Genomic DNA, 19,155 nt, shown 5'->3' on the forward strand with positions numbered 1-19,155 from the left:
AATTCCTGCTCTCCCACTCCACATTCCACCGTTTAGGATGCGCAGCATCCGTCGAAAAGTTCTTTGGGTCCCTTTCTTACAAGAAAGGGACAGTTCTCCAGCCGCTCTTTTCCCTCATCCCCCCAAAAACCTACCAAACGATCGGCTGCTGACCGGTAGCGATCAGGTATTCATTCGCCCGACTGAAATGCCGGCAGCCGAAGAAGCCCCGATAGGCCGACAGCGGTGACGGGTGCGGCGCTTTCAGGATGCAATTTTCCACCGCATCGACCATCGCCGCCTTGCGCTGGGCATAGGAGCCCCACAACATATAGACCACATGCTTTTTGTGCTGCGCCACGGCACGCACCACGGCGTCCGTAAACTGTTCCCAACCCCGGCCGGCATGCGAAGCCGGCGTGTGGGCCTGCACCGTCAGCACCGCATTGAGCATCAGCACCCCCTGCTCGGCCCAGCGGTCGAGTTCACCCGTGGCCGGATAGGGTGCACCAGTGTCGTCGCTCACCTCCTTAAAGATATTCTGCAGCGAAGGCGGAAACTGGGTACCGGCCGCCACCGAAAAGCAGAGACCGTTTGCCTGTCCGACGTTGTGATAGGGGTCCTGACCGATAATCACCACCCGCAGCCGATCGACCGGGCAGCAGTTGAAGGCCCGGAAGATCTCCGCCGCCGGCGGATAGACCACATGGGTCATATATTGTTCGCGCACGAAAGCGGTCAGCTGATCGAAATAGGGTTGTTCGAACTCGCCAGCCAGCAGTTCGTGCCACGAAGGTTCGATTTTGACATTCGCCATAACTTTTCCCTTTGAATTCGGTGATCCATAATTCTGTTCAGATCGGGTAACGCTTTCCGGCACACGCTCCATGCCGAGCCGGGAGCACAGTACCCACAAATGCCGCTATCGACAGGGAGGTTCGTCGGAATCATACATTCTCGGGCTGATTTTTCCCTTTCGCGAAACCATTGTCCGCCGCCCACGCTCATCAGGAAGGTATCCATTTTTCAACCAACTTCGACCGGGCATTCTTTTTTCGCCCCGCATCGCTCCCGTCTCCTTCCCTCCGCGGCCCCTCTCTTCCTATATCAGACTTTTCCAATCGCCCCGCACTCTCTGTCAGCCAGCGTACACCCGGCCTCCTTTCATCGCTCCCTCCGGATACCCGTTCCGAAAGCCCAAATAAACACCCTCTGAGCAAAATCCGCCGACCGTGCGGCCCTTTCGCCCAGGGGGTAAAAACAGTTCGGACCCGTCGGTCCGGTTCAGAAGGCTTCGATCCGCGTCGCCGGCCGCGCTACTTCGCAGCGTAGAAACAACGCTTCGGCGACTCTGCCTTGCCGGCTTTGACCAGGTTCTTGATGGCCTTGTCCACATCGGCTTTGGGCAGCCCCGTCGCTTCGGCCACCTCGGCCGCTTTCATCGGAACACCGCTCTTAACCAGAGCCTCCAATACTTTTTCTTCGTTCATAACAGTTCTTAATAATGGCGTTTCGAAACCTCGCCCCGCCCGCACTCAGCGCCCCGACCCGTCACGGGCCGAACGGAGCGGACGACAGCGAAATTTTCGTGCGTGTAAAATTAGAAAAAAAAGTAACTTTATCACAACTTTGCGGCGAAAAGCCCGCCGCCCCCAAAACACAGAAAACCGAGCCTATGAAACCCATCCTTCGGCCCCTGTTCCGGCCCGCCCTGCTGCTGGGCATCGCCCTGCTGAGCAGCGCTCCGGCCCTCGCCCAGAAACCCGCTCCCGGTGAAACCGTCCCGCTCGACAGCAGCGTGCGCGTCGGCCAGTTGCCCAACGGCATCACCTACTACCTCAAACACAACGACAAACCCGCCAACCGAGCCGACTTCCACATCTATTACAAAGTCGGCGCCATCCAGGAGGAAGATTCGCAGAACGGACTGGCCCACTTTCTCGAACACATGGCCTTCAACGGTTCGGACCACTTCCCCGACAACTCGATGATCGACTGGCTCTCGACCGTCGGCGTGCGCTTCGGCGAGAACCTCAACGCCGCCACCGGACAGGAGCAGACCACCTACATGATTACAAACGTGCCGCTGAGCCGTTCCGGCATCGTCGACTCGGCCCTGCTGATCCTGCACGACTGGGCCGGCCACATCACCCTCGACACCGCAGCGATCGACAAAGAGCGCGGCGTCATCATCGAAGAGTGGCGCCAGGGCAACAACGCCGGCCGCCGCATCTACGAGAAACAGTCGCCCATTCTCTACAACAACTCGCTCTACGCCCGGCGCAACATCATCGGCAACCAGGAGGTCCTCAAAAGCTTCAAATACCAGGAGCTGCGTGACTTCTATCACCGCTGGTACCGCCCCGACCTGCAAGCCTTCGTGATCGTCGGCGACTTCGACGTGGACAGCATGGAGCAGAAACTCCGCCGCACCATGGCCGACATCCAGGCACCCGCCGTGCGCACCCCGAAGGCCGAGATCACCATCCCCGACAACGAACAGCCGCTCGTTTCGGTAGCCGCCGACCCCGAGCTGACCTCCACCACCGTACAGGTGCTGTTCCGCGAGACCCCCAACGCCAAACGTTACTCCGGCATGGAACGTCTCTACCACGAATACATCCAGTCGCTCGCCGGCCGGATGCTCAACGAACGCTTCAGCGAGCTGTCGCGTCAGGAGAACGCCCCCTTCCTGGGAGCCGGCGGCGGCTACAGCCCCGTGATCCGACCCTTTGACGCCTTCTTCCTGGCCGGCACGGCCCGTGACGGCGAAGCGTTGCGCACCCTCGAAGCGCTCTACACCGAAGCCTACCGCATGAAACGCGGCGGTTTCACCCAGTCCGAATTAGACCGCGCCAAAACCGAGATCCTGCGCGGCACCGAGAGCTACTACGCCAACCGCAACGACCGCAAGAACGGCGAACTCACCGGCGCCTACATGGACCACTTCGAAGACGGCACCCCCTACCTGAGTCCCGAGCAGGATCTGGTCATCACGCGCCGCCTGCTGGATGCCATCACCCTCGCCGACGTCAATGCCGAGGCCGCCTCGTGGATCCACGACCGCAACAGCGCCATCCTGATCTCCATGCCCGAGAAAGCGGGAAGCGCCCTTCCAACCGAAGCCGACGTGCTCGCCGTCGTTGAACGGGTCGGCAAGGCCGAGATCGAAGCCTACCGCGACAATGTCCAGACCACCGAACTGATGGACGCCGGCTCGCTGACCGGCTCGCCGACCGTCAAAACCGAAGCCGGCAAGTTCGGCTCGACCGTGCTGGAGCTCAAGAACGGCGTCCGCGTAATCGTCAAACCGACCGAGCTCAAGGCCGACGAAGTCCAGATGAGCGCCTTCCAGAAGGGCGGCCTCTCGACCCTGGCCGACCCGGTCGACCTCTACAACATCGGCATGCTGCCCTCCTACATCGAACAGAGCGGCGTGGGTAACTTCTCGCGTTCGGACCTCGACAAGGTGCTCACCGGCAAGATCGCCGGCGTCCGTCCCAACATCGGCTCCCTCACCCAGGGCTTCAGCGGCAGCTGCTCGCCCCAGGACATCGAAACCCTGCTGCAGCTCACTTACCTCTACTACACCGCCCCGCGCTTCGACCGCGGCGACTGGAACGTGCTGATGAACCAGTACCGTTCGCTGCTGCCCACCGCCTCCAAAAGCCCGAACTACGTGCTGCAGGACAGCCTCTACCAGACCCTCTACGACCACAGCCCCCGCGTCTTCATGCTGATGAGCCAGCCGGTGCTCGACACCGTGACCCTCGAACGCACCGAAGCGCTCTACCGCAGCTTCTTCTCCAACGCCGACGGCATGACCTTCGTATTCGTCGGCAACGTGGCCGTCGATTCACTGCGTCCGCTGGCCGAAAAGTACCTCGGCTCGCTTCCCTCACAACGCGGCAAAGCACCGCAATGGGGCAAACACATTGTGCTTCCCGTCAGTGGAATCGTCGAGAACCGCTACGCCACCCCGATCGAGACACCGAAGGCAACCGCCGTCCAATTCTACACCGGTGAGTTGCCCTACACCATGGCCAACGACATCAACCTCGAAGCGATCCGTTACATCCTCGAGATGCGCTACACGAAAGCCATCCGCGAAGAGAAGGGCGGTACCTACGGCGTCGGCGTCTCGCTGACCAATCAGAAGGTGCCCCAGCCCCGTTTCACCTTCCAGATATTCTTCGAGACCGACGCCGCCAAGGTCGACGAACTGCTGCCCATCGTCCGCCAGCAGATCGAACTCCTCGCCAAGGAGGGCGCCACAGACGAAGAGGTGACCAAGACTAAAGAGTTCTTCCTGAAACGCTACCGCGACGGACAGATCCACAACAACACCTGGATGGGCTACCTGACGAGCTGGTACCTGAACGACAACGACCGTTTCACCGGTTACGAAGCCGCCCTTCAGGCCCTGACCCCGGAGACCATCCGTGCCACCGCCGCCCGGGCCTTCGAACAGGGCAACATCTGCACCCTCGTGCAGCTGCCCGCCCCGGAACCGGAAGAGTAGTCCGCCACCTCTCGGGCCGTTGCGAGCTGCCGGGAAAGTAACGAGTCCGGTCGGACGGAGCGTATCGGCTCCGACGACCGGACTCGTTCCAAACAGGAAAATCCCTTAATTTCGCCCCTCCAAAGAACGCCCGCTCGAACCGGACAGGTTTACATACACCCCGCGTTTTGCCTCCGCCGGATCCGTCGGGAGTCGGGTACCCCAACCGCACCGCGCCACCACGCGTCACACCACACCAACCGCGACGCGCCGCATGCTACCCCGACCACAGCACACCGCACCGGTCGCAACAACCCACAACCCGCCATCGCCCCCAGCAAACTACAAAAACATGACTAAAATAGAGCTGCTCTCCCCCGCCGGGAATACCGCCATCGGCCGCGCCGCCATCGACGCCGGCGCCGACGCAGTCTATATCGGTGCCGAACGGTTCGGTGCCCGCACGGCCGCCGCCAACGACATGGACCAGATCGCCGAACTGACCCGGTATGCCCACCAGTTCGGCGCACAGGTCTACGTGACAATGAACACCCTGCTGTTCGACACGGAGCTCGACGCCGCCCGCCGCACTGCCTGGGCCGCCTACGAAGCCGGAGTCGATGCGCTGATCGTGCAGGACATGGCCTTCACCCGGATGGAGTTGCCGCCCATCGCCCTGCACGCCTCGACGCAGACCTTCAACCTCACGCCCCAACGGGCCGCGTTTTTGGCGGCAGCCGGTTTCAGCCGCATCGTTCTCGAACGCGGCGCCTCGCTCGAACAGATTCGCGCGATCCGTGCCGCCCTGCCCGACACCGTCGAACTCGAAGCCTTCGTCCACGGTGCCATCTGCGTCTGCTACAGCGGCCAGTGCTACCTGGGACACGTCCTCTGCGGACGCGGTGGCAACCGCGGTAACTGCGCCCAGCCCTGCCGCTCGCAGTACAACCTCTACAACGACCGCGGCCAGTTGCTGCAACGCGACCGCCACCTGCTGTCGGTGCGCGACCTGAACCTGAGCGACCGGTTGCAGGAGCTCATCGACGCCGGCATCTGCTCGCTCAAGATCGAAGGGCGCCTCAAAGAGGCCGACTATGTGGTGAACAACACTGCCTGGTACCACCAACGGCTCAACGCGCTGGGCGTCGCCCGCACCTCCTGCGGCGAGGCGCTCCCCGATTTCGAGCCGAACCCGTCGAAGAGCTTCTCGCGCGGCTTCACCACCTACTTTTGGGACGGCAAACGCCGCGGCGTGGCCGCTCCCGAAGCCAAATCGGTCGGCGAGACGGTCGGCACCGTTCTCCGCAGCCAGGGCACACAACTGACCCTGCGTCTGCGCCCTGGTATCCGGCTGAACAACGGCGACGGTCTCTGCTTCGCGACCCCCTCCGGCAAACTCGAAGGGGCCTTCGTCAACGGCACGGAGGGCAACCGCGTCACCCTCAACAAACCGCTCAACATCCCCTCCGGCGCGGAACTCTACCGCAACTCCGACCACTCGTTCCGCCCCACCTCACACCGCCACCTGCGGGCAACCGTCACCTTCGACCCGACGCATATCCAGGCCACAGACAAGACCGGACTTTCGGTCACCCTTCCCCTGCGCCCGGACTACGACCCCGCCGGCAACCGCGAACTGGCGGCACGGAACATCCGCAATGCCTTTCAAAAAAGCGGCGGCACGATCTTCCGGATCACCGACGTAAGCCTCCCGACCGACGCGCCGCTCCCCTTCATCCCCGCCTCCGAACTGAACGCCCTGCGCCGCGAACTGCTCGCCCGGCTGTCGGAAGCACGTCTGACGGCTTACCACCGTCCAGCCCCATACGAGCGCCCGGCCATCCAGCCCGTCATGCCCTCCGGAACGGCCTCTGATTTCCGGGCCAATGTGGCCAACTCGCTGGCCGAAGCCTTCTACCGGTCGGCCGGAATCACCGTATCGGAGTGGGCGCTAGAAGCCCAGGAGCATCCGGACTTCATCGGCCGCGAAGTGATGCGCACCCCCTACTGCATCCGCCGCGAAGCGGGCACCTGCCTGAAGGAACATCCCGAACTACGGAACGAAAAACTCTTTCTGGAGAACAACGGCGTCCGGTTGGAGCTGGTTTTCCACTGTGCCGAATGCGAGATGGGCGTGATTTACCGCGGCCGCAACCGCTAAACCACGCGAGTCACGCCCACGAGACCGCACCATGCCGGCCTGTGCACAGCGACACAGACCTGTCAGCTTTTCGTAACACTCCATTACAACCCCAATCCGATGGTACGGCCCGGTACCGACGACATGGAGACAACACACAAATAGATCGGGCCGCGAAACAGCACGCTGAAGCTGTTTCGCGGCCCGACGTTGTATTACCCCGCTATCGGCGAAGCATCCTCCCTTGAAAGAGCATAAGCCCAATCGCAACCCGATGGTCGTCCCCTCTCCGGGAGCAGGGCGCGCTAAAGTTCCTTGTAGATTCCGGCGCAGAACAGCGCATAGTCGTAACGAACCGGATCGTCCGGATCGAACTCGCGCAACACCGCCGTCACCTCCTCGACCGCCCGCCAGTCGTTCTGGCGACGCGACAAGAGCCCCAGCATCCGCGACGTATTGGCCGTATGGACATCCAGCGGCAGATAGAGCGCCGAGGCGGGAATCGCATCGCCCCACAATCCGAAGTCGACCCCACGGTCGTCGCGCCGCACCATCCACTTCAGGAACATATTGAGCCGTTTGCACGCCGCCCCTCGATCCACCGACGAGAGATGGCGCATCGTTCGCGGCTGCGGCTCCAGCTCCGGCGCAAAGAACTCCCGCCGGAAGTCCGACAACACCGGCCGCAGATCCCTGTGCTGCCGATACCCGGCCCGAAAGAATCCTCCCAGGCCGCCCTGCGAGCGATAGAAGCGCTGCAGGGCCCGCACGAAATAGACAAAATCGTCGCCGTTGAACGTGCGGTGTACGAAAGGCCGCAGCGCATCCCAATCCTCCGCCTCGGACTGCATCACAAACTGCCAGGGGGCATCGTCCATCAGTTCCACCATCCGGCGGGCATTGCGCACGATGGTGGGCCGCTGTCCCCAGGCGATTGTGGCCGCCAGAAATCCCGCAATCTCGATGTCCTCGGGCCGTTCGAAACGGTGCGGAACCGACACCGGATCGTCGTCAATAAATGCCGTACAGTTATACCGGGTACACAATCCGTCCAGATACTCCTTGACCTCCGCACGGGGCGGAATCATATCATACACGTCTGCCATTGTTCCGTAAGGTTTTTCGCTTTGCACGCAAAATTAGCACAAAGCGGTGAACTACCTTCGCACAACGTATTCAGCCCATCGTCCGCTCTTCCTCAATGGTTTTTTCGTCGCTCCCCGCCACAAACAAAACGGGGCGGACACCAACGATGGTTGTCCGCCCCGAACTTTCGGCGCAACAGCACGCGTTGTCTACATCTGGAAATCGTCCGGAATCACGAACATGAACTCGAACGGTTTGGTCTCCACAAAGTGGGAGATCGCATTACCGGCGTAAGTGTCGCCCTGCGGCCCGGTCAGGGTCAGCTTCTTGACCGGAGCACCGGCACTGAAGTCCACTTCGTCGAAGGGTACCCACAGCGAGGCCGTTGCCAGCGTGGTTTCGAAATAATAGATCCGGTTTTTCTGGTCCGTCACCGACCGCCACTGGGTCGAAGAGTTCTGCGGCTGTTCGGGCGTCGAGATCCCCAGCGGCACCGACACGGCACGCATCACGCTGAACACCGTAGCCACCGCCTCTTTCGGGTCGGAGGTCTGTTTCACGGCATTGATGAAGAAGCTGGCACGCACGAAACGGTCCGACGGACGTCCCGTCCCGGGCAACATGTTCATCCCCCCGACCGAAGCCCAATACTGTTGGATGGCCAGCTGTTTGTCGAAGGTGGGGGCATTGGTCAGCACCTGATACTGACGCCCTTCGTACACCGTGATCTCACCGTTGACGTACTCCACAATGGCACTGTTCCCCGAGGGGTCCGACATGGCCATGTGCATGGTCGACTCGGCACCGCCCGGCAGATTGGGCGCATTGATGTGGAAACTGTCCTTGCGCAACGCTGCGGCCGCCTCCGAAACCGTGGCGAAATTGTCGAGCACGTACTGACACCAGATGCTCATCCCCATCACGGGGCGGTCATCCGGTCCGAGACGATCGTATCGGGTTCCGGGCAGGTAGAGCAGCTGCACGAGCAGCCCTTTTTCGTTCATGCCTTCGGTAGTTCCGATGTCATACGTAACGGCAGCCACCGACCCGTAGCGCGAAGTCCAGGTCAGCCGGGGTTCCTTGTCGAAGCTGACCCGCTGAATGCCGCGTGGCAGGATCCACAGGTTGGTGGGCATCGGGCCGATCCAGTCGAGCGTGCGTCCCGTGACGACCATGCTGTCGGGACCGAGGTAAACGGCACGCGTACAGGCCTTGGCCGATGAAAGCGCCAGAGCGCCCAGGCCGAACAAAACGGCTACGCCAAACAGCGCAGTTTTCAATGTGTTGAGCGGGCGAAGAGTCTTGAGATTTTTCATACAGTTACATTAAGTATGTGTGATACATTTTCAGGATAGGCTTGTGTCGGGAGCGAGCCCGAATGCGCAGGTACTATCATAGGATATACTCTGCAAATTTCCGGCCAGCAGCCCGCCGAAAGATTGAGAAATACAACTTTATCTGAAAAAAATCCGAAGATCCGAAGCCATCGAAACCAATACCTCCTTTCGAACCGTCCCAACATATCGCTCCACGGCGACCTTACGGCAGAAGCCTCCCCTATGACACAACAGCATCCCCCGCCAAGAAAATTACTTGCGCGGATGATAAGCACCCGCACAGAGATTCCCCAAGGGATCAACGACAAAAGCAGGAAAGAAACCCAAACCAGCTGGAATCCAAGACAATTCAGACAACAAGCCACGGCAAGATAGGAGCGCCGGCCTACGGAATCAGCTATGGAAGATCGCCTTGACCGGTTCCATGCGCGACGCGATCCAGGCGGGGAAGAAGCCGGCCACCGCACCGATAACCGACGAGATCACCAGCCCGATCAGAACGTTTCCGACGGTCAGCACCAGCGTAAAGTCGGTCGACGAGTTGACGATCAGTACGCCCAGCAGAATCAGCAGCAGACCGATGGCTCCGCCGGCAACCGACAGGATAACGGCTTCGAACACAAATTGAAACAGGATGAAATAGGGCCGTGCCCCGAGCGCCTTTTCGATACCGATCTGCATGGTCCGCTCCTTCACCGACACGAACATGATGTTCGCAACGCCGAATCCGCCCACCAAGATCGAAAAGATGCCGATAATCCCGCCCGCAAAGTTGATCTTCATAAACATGCTGTCGAGCATGTTGGTCAGGATGCTCAGTTCGTTGACCGCGAAATTGTCTTCGGTCTGAGGACTGAGGCGCCGCAGACGCCGCATGATCGAAGTGACTTCGGCCTTCAGTTCGTCGATTGGCTCCCCGTCGTGCCCCTTGATAATCATCTCGGTCCCGGCCCAGCGCAGGTTGACAAACGAACGGGCCAGCGTCAACGGAATCAAAACCGTTTCGTCCATACTCATCCCCATCATGTCGTCGCCGGCCTTGGCAAAGACACCGATCACCGCCAGACGCGTCCCTCCGATACGGATATCCTTCCCTGTGGGGTCTTCGCCCGGGAAGAGCTTTTCGGCCACCGTATGGCCGATAATCGCCACACGTGCCCCGCGCTCCGACTCGTAGGGGGTGAAGTAACGCCCCTGACCGATATCGCTCGGCCTCATCTGGTTGTAATCGTACGTGGCCCCGATCACCGAGGTATTGTCCACATAATTGCTTCCGTTCTTGACCGTACGCGAAAACGAGGTCGTGATGGCCATCGCCGCCGCACGGGGCAGCAGGTGTCGCATTTCGTTGTACTCCGTGAGGCTCACCTGCGGCCGGTTGTAGTATTTCCACCACTCGCCGCCGCCGTCCCATGGCCATTTGCCCACGTAGAGCGTGTTGCTGCCCAGCGTATTGATGTTCTCACGGATGCGGATCTGCATCGAATCGACCAGCGTGAAGACGGTGATGATGGAAAAGATACCGATGGTGATGCCGAACAGCGACAGCAGGGTACGGAGTTTGTTGACGACCACGCTTTCGAGGGCCATCAGCCAGCTCTGGTACACCTGTCCCAAAAAGTATATCGGTTTTCGGAGCATAGACAACAATGCTGCCAAATTTAAGGATTTTTTGCGATTCGCGCCTCTTTTCCTACTTTTGTAGTGCAAAGACTGAAGAGACGGAAGGCATGACACTCACCATCTGCATACTTATCGTTGCCGGCTACCTGCTGGGGTCGATCCCCAGCGCCGTGTGGATCGGCAAATGGTTCTACCACACCGATGTCCGGCTCCACGGCAGCCACAATGCCGGAGCTACCAACACCCTGCGGGTGCTGGGACGTCGCGCCGCGCTGCCGGTGTTCGTGATCGACGCCGCCAAAGGCTATGCCGCCGTGATGCTCTCGCACTTCACCGACCTGGAGGGCGACGCCCTCTTCTTCCTGAAGATCGGGCTCACCGCCGCTGCCATCATCGGCCATATCTTCCCGATTTTCGCCGGATTCAAAGGCGGCAAAGGGGTCGCCACCATGTGCGGCTGCATGCTGGCTATCGCTCCGATCCCCGTGCTGATGAGCCTGGCCACCTTCATCATCGTCCTGGCCACCACACACTACGTATCGCTGGGCTCGATGACCGGCGGGGTGCTTTTCCCCTTCTACGTACTGATCGTCAACGGCACCCAGTCACCGTACAAGATTGTTTTCGGAGGCGTCGTGGCCATCGTACTGATCATCACCCACCGCAAAAACATCCAACGGTTGCGCCAGGGTACCGAGAATAAGACCTTCCTCTTCTGGAAGCGCCCCAAGGAGCAATAGATCCGCTCCCCCCGTTTTGTCATTTTCCGAACGAACCGCGTCTCTCCTGTTTGGGCAAGAGTGACGCGGTTTCTCGTTCTGCACAAGAATATTTCTACACCGCATAACCCGCGTAGCGACGGAAATCTTTGTGACATATGTCCCGTTTCTAACCTCCACTCCCCGCACATCATCGGCCCCGCCCTCGCCGCGGTTTCTTCCTCCGTCCGACACAGTCAGTTTCTCCTGACATCAGAACACTGCATCCGATTCTCCCCGGCCCCCGGTTCAGCACCATACTGTTACAATCGGCCCACACGCCCGCACATCAGAAGGCCTCTCCGCCCCGCCGCCTGCACACATCACACGACGCCTTGCAACGTACCCCTTCCGCAACTCCGCAACTCCGCCCCAAAACAGTCACACCACCATACCCGCAAACGCACTCGGGGCGGCCGGATTCATCCATCCGGCCGCCCCGAGCAAAAACATCAGGGTTGCATGTCCCGTCCTACTGCATCACCGAACGAGGACGATCTTCGGGAGCAGCACCGAACGATTCGTTCGGCTGCGGACCCATCACGAACTTCAGTTCACCACCGTTCATAATGTCGCGGTAGGTAATGTAAGCCTTCGTGTAAGGTTGCCCGTTGAGCGTCACGGACTGGATGTAGATATTTTCAGGTCCGTTGTTTTCGGCAATCACCGTGAAGTTTTTGCCGTCCGACACCGGGAAGGTCACCTTGTCGAACACCGGGCTGCCGAGAACGAATGCGCCATTGGCCGGGTTGGCCGGATAGAAGCCCAGTGCATTGAAGACATACCAGGCCGACATCTGGCCGGCATCTTCGTTACCGCAGAGACCGTCCACCTGATCGGTAAAGTACTCGTCCATCACCTGACGGGCCAGTTTGGCCGTTTTCCACTGCTTGCCGAGGTAAGCATAGGCATAAATGGTCGAGTGGTTCGGTTCGTTACCCTGGGCATACTGGCCGATCATCCCCGAAATGTCGGGCGAGGCGCCGGGGCCGCCATCATAGGGAACCGTGAAAGTGCTGTCAAGTTTGGCTTCGACCGCTTCCAGGCTGGGGAACAGAGCGAACAGGCCTTCGAAATCGTGCGGCACAAGCCAGGTGTACTGCCACGAGTTACCTTCGCAGAACTCGTCGCCGCGGTGAGTCGAATGGTCGGGGTTGAAATCCTTGCGCCAGCTGCCGTCGGCCATTTTGCCCTTCATAAAGCAGTCGGTCGTATCGAAGTAGTGGCGGTAGTTTTTCGAACGTTCGATGAAGTAGTCGTAATCTTCCTGACGGCCCAATTTCTTGGCCACCTGGGCGATACTCCAGTCGCTGATGCAGTATTCGAGGGCTTTGGCCACCGATTCCACATCGTTTTCCATCGGGATATAACCTCTCTCACGAATATCTTTCAGACCGCGGTCATCACGTGCGGCATAGGATTTCATGGCATTGTAAGCCTCTTCGACATCGAAACCGGGAATGTCTTTCAGGATCGCATCGGCCATCACCTGTACCGACGGGAAACCGACCATACAGTTGGTTTCGTTTCCGGCCAGATGCCATACGGGAACCTGTCCCTGCTGACGGTTGATCAGGATAAACGAGTTGACGAAGTCGCCAACGCGTTCCGGAGCAGTGATGGTGTAGAGCGGATGGGCCGAGCGGTAGGTGTCCCACAGCGAGAAGATGGTGTAGATATTGGCCGTGTCGGTCGTCACGAATCCGTCGGCACCGCGATACTCGCCCGTCACGTCGTTGAAGATCGAGGGGAAGAACGAGGCGTGGTAAACCGCCGTGTAGAAGGTCCGCAACCGGGCGGTATCAGTGGTCTCGACGCTCATGTGGCCCAGCAGGTCGTTCCAGCTCTGACGGGCAGCCAGACGGGTGTCGTCGAACGAACGTCCTTTGGCTTCGGTCGCGAGGTTCACTTTGGCCCCTGCGATGCTGGCACCCGAGATACCCACACGGGCTTCGATCTGGTCGCCCTCAGCCAGTGCGCCGAAATCGAGCACGCCGTACGAATCGGGGATAATGATCGTCTGAGCCGGTTTGCCGTCCTTGGCCGGAACGACAGTCGTATCGGCATAGACGGTGAGGTTCTTGATCGGTTTGGAGAATTCGGCCACGAAATAAACGCGGTCATCCGGGGCCCATCCCTTCGACATACGGTACCCTTCGATGGTCGAGTCGTTGACGGCCACCATCTTGAGTTCCGACGCCGCATCCCAACCGATACCGTCGTAGAGGTTAATCAGCACGCGGGCCGAATCGGTGGCGGGGAAGGTGTAGCGGTGGAAACCGGTACGTGCCGTGGCGGTCAGTTCGGCTTCGATGCCGTAACGTTCCAGGAAAGTTTTGTAGTAGCCGGCCTGTGCATCCTCCTTGGCGTGCGAATAGGTCGAGAGGTAGGTTTGCGCCTTGACGGGCAGCTGGACGGCTCCGGTCAGCGGCATCAGCAGGATGTCGCCCTTGTCACCGATACCGGTACCGCTCAGGTGGGTGTGGGCAAAACCGATGACGGTGGTATCGCTCACGTGGTAGCCGGAGCACCAGTCCCACCCTTCGGTGATGTTGCTGGGACCGAGCTGCACGCCACCGAAGGGCACGTTGGCACCGACGAAGACGTGGCCGTGACCACCCGATCCGATGGTCGGATCGACGAATTGCGCCAGGTCGCTGGACGACGCCTCAGGCGCACCGGAGGTACATGCCGAGAGGGCGCCAGCCATCAACGCAACGCCCAAAGTACCATAGAGAGTGTGTTTGAACATGATTTAATTGTAAGTTACTGCTTGAGTTAGCGTTAATGGTACAAAGATACGTTTTCGCCACAGATATGCAAGGTAAGCCTGGGGCTATCCGACAAAACTTTTCGCCCTCCACGGCCCGCTGCGGAAAACCTTCCGCCGTTCGACGCCTCTTTTCCGGCAAACCTCGTCGCGGAACGAATTGCGGATAGGAGGTCTGGCGGGAACGAGGTATGGCGGACAACGGCGCCGGCCTTTGGCTTCCCATGGTCAAGCAAGCGTTCTAACGCGCCGCCTGGCTTGCCGCTCTTCGAGCCCGGATCTCGTCCAGATGGCATAACGCCCAGCCGACCAACGCATCGATATGCGGCATCAGGCTCTCGCCGAGCGGTGCCAGCCGGTACTCGACCCGCGGCGGCACTTCGGGATAGGCGATCCGCTCCACCAGCCCGTCTTCGACCAGCGTGCGCAGGGTCACCGAAAGCATCCGCTGCGAAATATCGCCGATGGACTTCTGCAGTTCGTTAAAACGCATCGTCCCGCGAGCCGCCAGTGTCACCAGCACCAGCATGGGCCACTTCTCGCCGAGCCGGCACAGCACGTTCCGAATCGGACAATCGGCCGAGGGCCGAAAATTCTGATCGATTTTTCCCGTTTCCATCGTCCTCTTTTTCAACATTAGTTACCTCGCTGTTAGTCGGTTACCCAGCTGTTCGTTCTTGTTTCCGACCAACAGACTATTTACTTTCGCATTACAAAAGTAAGCAGCTTACGATAAATAACCGAAATTCTCACCCATAAAAACACAACGATTATGGCAAAACGAGTAGCCGTTCTGGCCGTCAATCCGGTCAATGGCATGGGACTGTTTCAGTACCTGGAGGCTTTCTACGAACACAAGATTCCTTTCACGGTTTACGCCGTTTCCGGTTCAAACGAGATCCGGACCAACTCCGGCATGGGGCTGACCGTGAACAGCACCATTGCCGAACTGAAAGGCCATGAGGATGAGTTCGATGCGCTGGTATTCTCGTGCGGCGACGCGATTCCCGTCTTCCAGCAGCACGCCTCGGAGCCCTGGAATGTCGAACTGATGGAGGTACTGCGGACTTTCGGCAAACGGGGCAAACTGATGATCGGCCACTGCGCGGCAGCGATGATGTTCGAACTGGCCGGCATCACCGCCGGGAAACGGGTAGCCGTACACCCGCTGGCCAAAGCCGCGATTCAGCAGGGCACGGCCACGGACGAACCCTCGGTGGTGGACGGCAACTTCTTCACGGCGCAAACCGAAGGAACCATCTGGACCATGATGCCTCAACTGCTGGAACGGTTCGAAGCCTGATGCGAAGCCGCGTTGCGGGACGCTTAAATCGCCCCTCGGACATGCAGGATCGCATCGAAACAATCCGCGGCCGTAGAAAAGACGCAAACAGGCTGTCGTACTTGCGACGACAGCCTGTTTGCGTTTACACACTGGACGGAGACCATTTTGGGGACCTCATAGCCCCAAAACCAGTGATACAAGGTAAGACATAGACAGGGTATAAACTAATCAAACGCTTTGCAGTTTCCCCGCCTCACTCCTATCATAGCAGCCACTCACCCGATCGCGTACCCAATCCGAATCGGCCGTAAAACGGAGCGAGCCGCACCCGACTCTGCTCCATCGGGATTAGTCGGCGTGCGGCTCGCAAATAGACGCGTCACATTCCGCTGCGGACACTATTCGTCCTTATCGGTATCAGCGTAGGCCTTGAGCAGTTTTTCCTGTACGTCGGAGGGCACCTGTTCGTAGCCGGAGAATTTCATCGTATAGGTGGCCCGTCCGCCGGTGAGCGAACTGAGCGAGGTCGAATAGCGGTTCATCTCGGCCAGCGGGACACGTGCGGTGAGGGTTTCGAAGCCCTTTTCGCTGGTCATGCCCTCGATGATGGCGCGGCGGTTCTGCAGGTCGCTCATCACGTCACCCAGCTTGTCGCTCGGGGCCAGCACTTCGATCTGGTAGATCGGCTCCATGATCTTCGCACCGGCATTCCGGAAGGCCTCCTTGAAGGCGTTGCGACCGGCCAACTTGAACGAGATTTCGTTCGAGTCCACCGGGTGCATCTTACCGTCATAGACCACCACGCGGATGTCGCGGGCATAAGAACCGGTGAGGGGTCCCTCTTCCATCTTCTCCATGATCCCCTTCAGGATGGCCGGCAGGAAGCGGGCGTCGATCGCACCGCCCACGATGGCGCTGCAGAAGACCAGTTTGCCGCCCCAGTCGAGGTCGATCTCTTCGACCGACTTGATATTCATCACCAGTTCGCGGCCGTCGATCTTGTATTTCGACGGTGCGGGCATCCCTTCGTAGTAGGGCTCGATCACGAGCGACACCTCGCCGAACTGTCCGGCACCACCCGACTGTTTCTTGTGACGGTAGTTGGCCGCAGCGGTTTTGGTAATGGTTTCACGATAGGGCACCTTCGGCGGGAAGTATTCCACTTCGATCTTGTGGGTGCTAGCCAGTTGAGCCTTGAGGATATTGAGGTGGTGTTCACCCTGCCCGGAGAGGATGGTCTGCTTGAGTTCCTTGGAGTATTCGACACCGATCGAGGGGTCTTCGTAGGTGGCGCGAATCAGCAGTTCGCCAAGTTTTTCGTCTTCGGCGCTGTTCTTGGCTTTGACGGCGGTGCGGAAACGCGGCTGCGGGAAACCGATCAGGTTGATCTGCCAGTCGGCACCGGGACCGTTCAGGGTGTGGTTCACGCGGGTAGCCTTCAGTTTGACGGTACACCCGATATCACCGGCGCAGAGTTCGGTCACTTTGGTACGGTTGCGCCCTGCGCTGACAAAAAGCTGACCGATCTTCTCCTTGTTGCCGGTAGCCATATTGGTGAGTTCCATCCCTTCGGTGAGGGTACCGCTGATGACGCGGAAGAAGGCCACTTCGCCCAGGTGGGGTTCCACCGAGGTCTTGAAGACAAAGATCGACACGGGACCGTTGGCATCGGCCTGCACGTCACCACCGCCGATCAGACGGAAGTTGGGGGCTTTGAGCGGACCGGGAGCCACGTTGATAATGAACTCCATCAGACGCTTGGTACCGATGTCTTTTTTGGACGAGAGGCAGAAGACGGGCACCAGGTCGCGTTTGGCCAGACCGAGTTTGATCCCGGAGCGCATTTCGTCCTGGGTCAGGGTGCCTTTTTCGAAATAGAGTTCCATCAGGGCTTCGTCATTCTCGGCAGCCGCTTCGACCAGCGCTTTGTTAAGCTCCTTGGCCCGCTCCATTTCGGACTCGGGGATGGGCAGCTCTTCACGTTCGCCGGAGTCGCCCTTGAATTTGTACATCTTCATCATCAGCACGTCGATGAAGCTGTCGAACGAGGGGCCGGGGTTGACGGGATATTGCACCACGACGATCGGGGCTTCGGAGTTGGCCTTGAGTTCTTCGATGGTCATCTCCCAGTTTGCCTTTTCGGAGTCGAGCTGGTTGATGGCGGCGATGACCGGTTTTTCGTGCCGGCGGGCGTAACGTGCCTGTATTTCGGTCCCCACTTCAAACCCGTTCTGGGCGTTGAGCAGCATCACACCCACGTCGGCCACCTTGAACGATGAAAAAAGGGCACCGCAGAAATCGTCAGCACCGGGGGTGTCGATAATGTTCAGCTTGTACCCGTTGAATTCGGTATAGAGGACGGTCGAGAAGATCGAACGGTGGTTCTGGTGTTCGATGTCCGTGTAGTCCGACAGTGTGTTTTCTCCCTCGACGGAGCCGCGGCGTTCTACGACTTTACCTTCATAGGCCATGGCTTCGGCGAGGGTGGTCTTGCCTGCCCCGGAAGCTCCCAGCAGGACGATGTTTTTGATCTCGTTAGTGGGGTATTTTTTCATAACGAACGGGTTTTAGAGGGTTAGTTTCCAAAAATCCGAACCGGATTCTGCCTATAAATATAACGATTAGAATTCAGATTCCGACCATCCATCCGATTTTATTTTCAACAGCAGTAGAAAATCCACTTTTGAAAAGCGCCTTGACATCGATAATCCGCAGGGTCGGTCCGCTGTCGTTTCGCACGCCGGAACACGCATTGCCGCAGGCATATCCCCGCAGTTCAGCCAGGAAACACGGCCGACTATCCCTTCTGACTGGAACCCTTCACAACAGATTCACCGCAAAATACCCTCAAAAAAAATCCCGGCACCATTTCGGTACCGGGAGAGGCAAATCCACCGCTGAGGGCGGACAAAATATCAAACACGAAGCTTCTACTCACTGACAATCAGCCCGTCACGCATAGCGATACGACGGTCAGACATGGCTGCCAGGTCATTATCGTGGGTCACGATCACAAACGTGTATCCGAAACGGTCGCGCAGCTCGAAAAAGAGCCGGTGGAGGCTTTCGCGATTCACGCTGTCCAGATTGCCCGACGGTTCGTCGGCAAAAATCACGGCCGGATCGTTCATCAGCGCCCGCGCCACAGCCACGCGCTGCTGCTCGCCGCCGGAGAGTTCGGCCGGTTTGTGACTGCCGCGGTGTCCCACCCCGAGCAGTTCGAGCAGTTCAACCGCCCGTTTTTCAGCCTCGGCCCGGGAACGACGAGCGATCAGAGCCGGTATCATCACGTTTTCGAGGGCCGTGAATTCGGGCAGCAGATGGTGGAACTGAAAGACGAAACCGATCTTCCGGTTGCGCAGTTTCACGAGCTCGGCGGGTTTCAGATCACCGACCGACTGACCGTCGATTTCGACGCTTCCGCTGTCGGGTCGCGAAAGGGTGCCGAGAATCTGCAACAGCGTGGTCTTGCCAGCTCCGCTGGGGCCGACAATGGCGACGACTTCGCCTCGTGCTATGTCGAGGTCGATTCCACGCAACACTTCGAGTGTTCCGAATCGTTTATGTATCTCCCTGCATCGTATCATCATGGGGACAAATATAACGTTTTTAACGACACAGCGGGCTGTCCTTCTCCGGGAAGGACAGCCCGCTGCGATATGGGCATATCCGCAAT

The 19,155-nt window shown here is 59.2% G+C and carries 13 protein-coding genes; 4 read left to right on the forward strand and 9 right to left on the reverse strand.

Going from position 1 to position 19,155, the window contains the following annotated elements:
• Nucleotides 1–130 precede the first annotated feature (130 nt).
• Both ung and BQ5379_RS05860 read right to left on the reverse strand, forming a co-directional pair.
• A complete protein-coding gene (gene ung, locus BQ5379_RS05855; protein WP_071134575.1) occupies nt 131–796 on the reverse strand; it encodes a uracil-DNA glycosylase in 666 nt (221 codons plus the stop codon).
• A gap of 499 nt (nt 797–1,295) precedes the next feature.
• Nucleotides 1,296–1,469 (reverse strand): helix-turn-helix transcriptional regulator, encoded by a 174-nt coding sequence (locus tag BQ5379_RS05860; protein WP_071134576.1) that lies wholly within the window; start codon nt 1,467–1,469, stop codon nt 1,296–1,298.
• A gap of 185 nt (nt 1,470–1,654) precedes the next feature.
• Between BQ5379_RS05860 and BQ5379_RS05865 the strand changes: the two genes are divergently transcribed.
• On the forward strand, nt 1,655–4,501 hold the full coding sequence (locus BQ5379_RS05865) for a M16 family metallopeptidase (RefSeq protein ID WP_159431219.1): 2,847 nt from the start codon (nt 1,655–1,657) through the stop codon (nt 4,499–4,501).
• Between the two features lie 331 nt (nt 4,502–4,832).
• On the forward strand, nt 4,833–6,641 hold the full coding sequence (locus BQ5379_RS05870; RefSeq protein WP_071134577.1) for a peptidase U32 family protein: 1,809 nt from the start codon (nt 4,833–4,835) through the stop codon (nt 6,639–6,641).
• A 284-nt stretch (nt 6,642–6,925) separates the two neighbouring features.
• Here the strand turns inward: BQ5379_RS05870 and BQ5379_RS05875 are convergent, their stop codons facing one another.
• The 3 genes from BQ5379_RS05875 to BQ5379_RS05885 form a co-directional block, all read right to left on the reverse strand.
• On the reverse strand, nt 6,926–7,726 hold the full coding sequence (locus BQ5379_RS05875; protein ID WP_235846036.1) for a TIGR02757 family protein: 801 nt from the start codon (nt 7,724–7,726) through the stop codon (nt 6,926–6,928).
• A gap of 189 nt (nt 7,727–7,915) precedes the next feature.
• Complete coding sequence (locus tag BQ5379_RS05880; RefSeq protein WP_083377617.1) at nt 7,916–9,022, reverse strand: linear amide C-N hydrolase; 1,107 nt, start codon at nt 9,020–9,022, stop codon at nt 7,916–7,918.
• 414 nt (nt 9,023–9,436) lie between these two features.
• Nucleotides 9,437–10,651, reverse strand: a complete 1,215-nt coding sequence (locus BQ5379_RS05885) for an ABC transporter permease (RefSeq protein ID WP_235846076.1) — start codon at nt 10,649–10,651, stop codon at nt 9,437–9,439.
• 122 nt (nt 10,652–10,773) lie between these two features.
• On the opposite strand from BQ5379_RS05885, the gene plsY reads away from it, so the two are divergent.
• A complete protein-coding gene (plsY, locus tag BQ5379_RS05890; protein ID WP_071134580.1) occupies nt 10,774–11,406 on the forward strand; it encodes a glycerol-3-phosphate 1-O-acyltransferase PlsY in 633 nt (210 codons plus the stop codon).
• A gap of 490 nt (nt 11,407–11,896) precedes the next feature.
• On the opposite strand, the gene BQ5379_RS05895 is transcribed toward plsY, so the two are convergent.
• Nucleotides 11,897–14,176 (reverse strand): GH92 family glycosyl hydrolase, encoded by a 2,280-nt coding sequence (locus BQ5379_RS05895; protein WP_071134581.1) that lies wholly within the window; start codon nt 14,174–14,176, stop codon nt 11,897–11,899.
• Between the two features lie 259 nt (nt 14,177–14,435).
• Nucleotides 14,436–14,813, reverse strand: a complete 378-nt coding sequence (locus tag BQ5379_RS05900) for a winged helix-turn-helix transcriptional regulator (RefSeq protein WP_071134582.1) — start codon at nt 14,811–14,813, stop codon at nt 14,436–14,438.
• A gap of 153 nt (nt 14,814–14,966) precedes the next feature.
• Between BQ5379_RS05900 and BQ5379_RS05905 the strand changes: the two genes are divergently transcribed.
• Nucleotides 14,967–15,497, forward strand: a complete 531-nt coding sequence (locus BQ5379_RS05905) for a DJ-1/PfpI family protein (RefSeq protein WP_071134583.1) — start codon at nt 14,967–14,969, stop codon at nt 15,495–15,497.
• 380 nt (nt 15,498–15,877) lie between these two features.
• Here the strand turns inward: BQ5379_RS05905 and BQ5379_RS05910 are convergent, their stop codons facing one another.
• On the reverse strand, nt 15,878–18,034 hold the full coding sequence (locus BQ5379_RS05910; protein WP_071134584.1) for an elongation factor G: 2,157 nt from the start codon (nt 18,032–18,034) through the stop codon (nt 15,878–15,880).
• Nucleotides 18,035–18,409: 375 nt separating this feature from the next.
• The gene (locus BQ5379_RS05915; protein WP_071135561.1) at nt 18,410–19,066 is read right to left on the reverse strand and encodes an ABC transporter ATP-binding protein; all 657 of its coding nucleotides are present in this window, start codon (nt 19,064–19,066) and stop codon (nt 18,410–18,412) included.
• Between the last annotated feature and the right edge of the window lie 89 nt (nt 19,067–19,155).

The organism is Millionella massiliensis, assembly GCF_900104655.1.
In the GTDB taxonomy this organism is placed as follows: Bacteria; Bacteroidota; Bacteroidia; order Bacteroidales; family Rikenellaceae; genus Rikenella; species Rikenella massiliensis.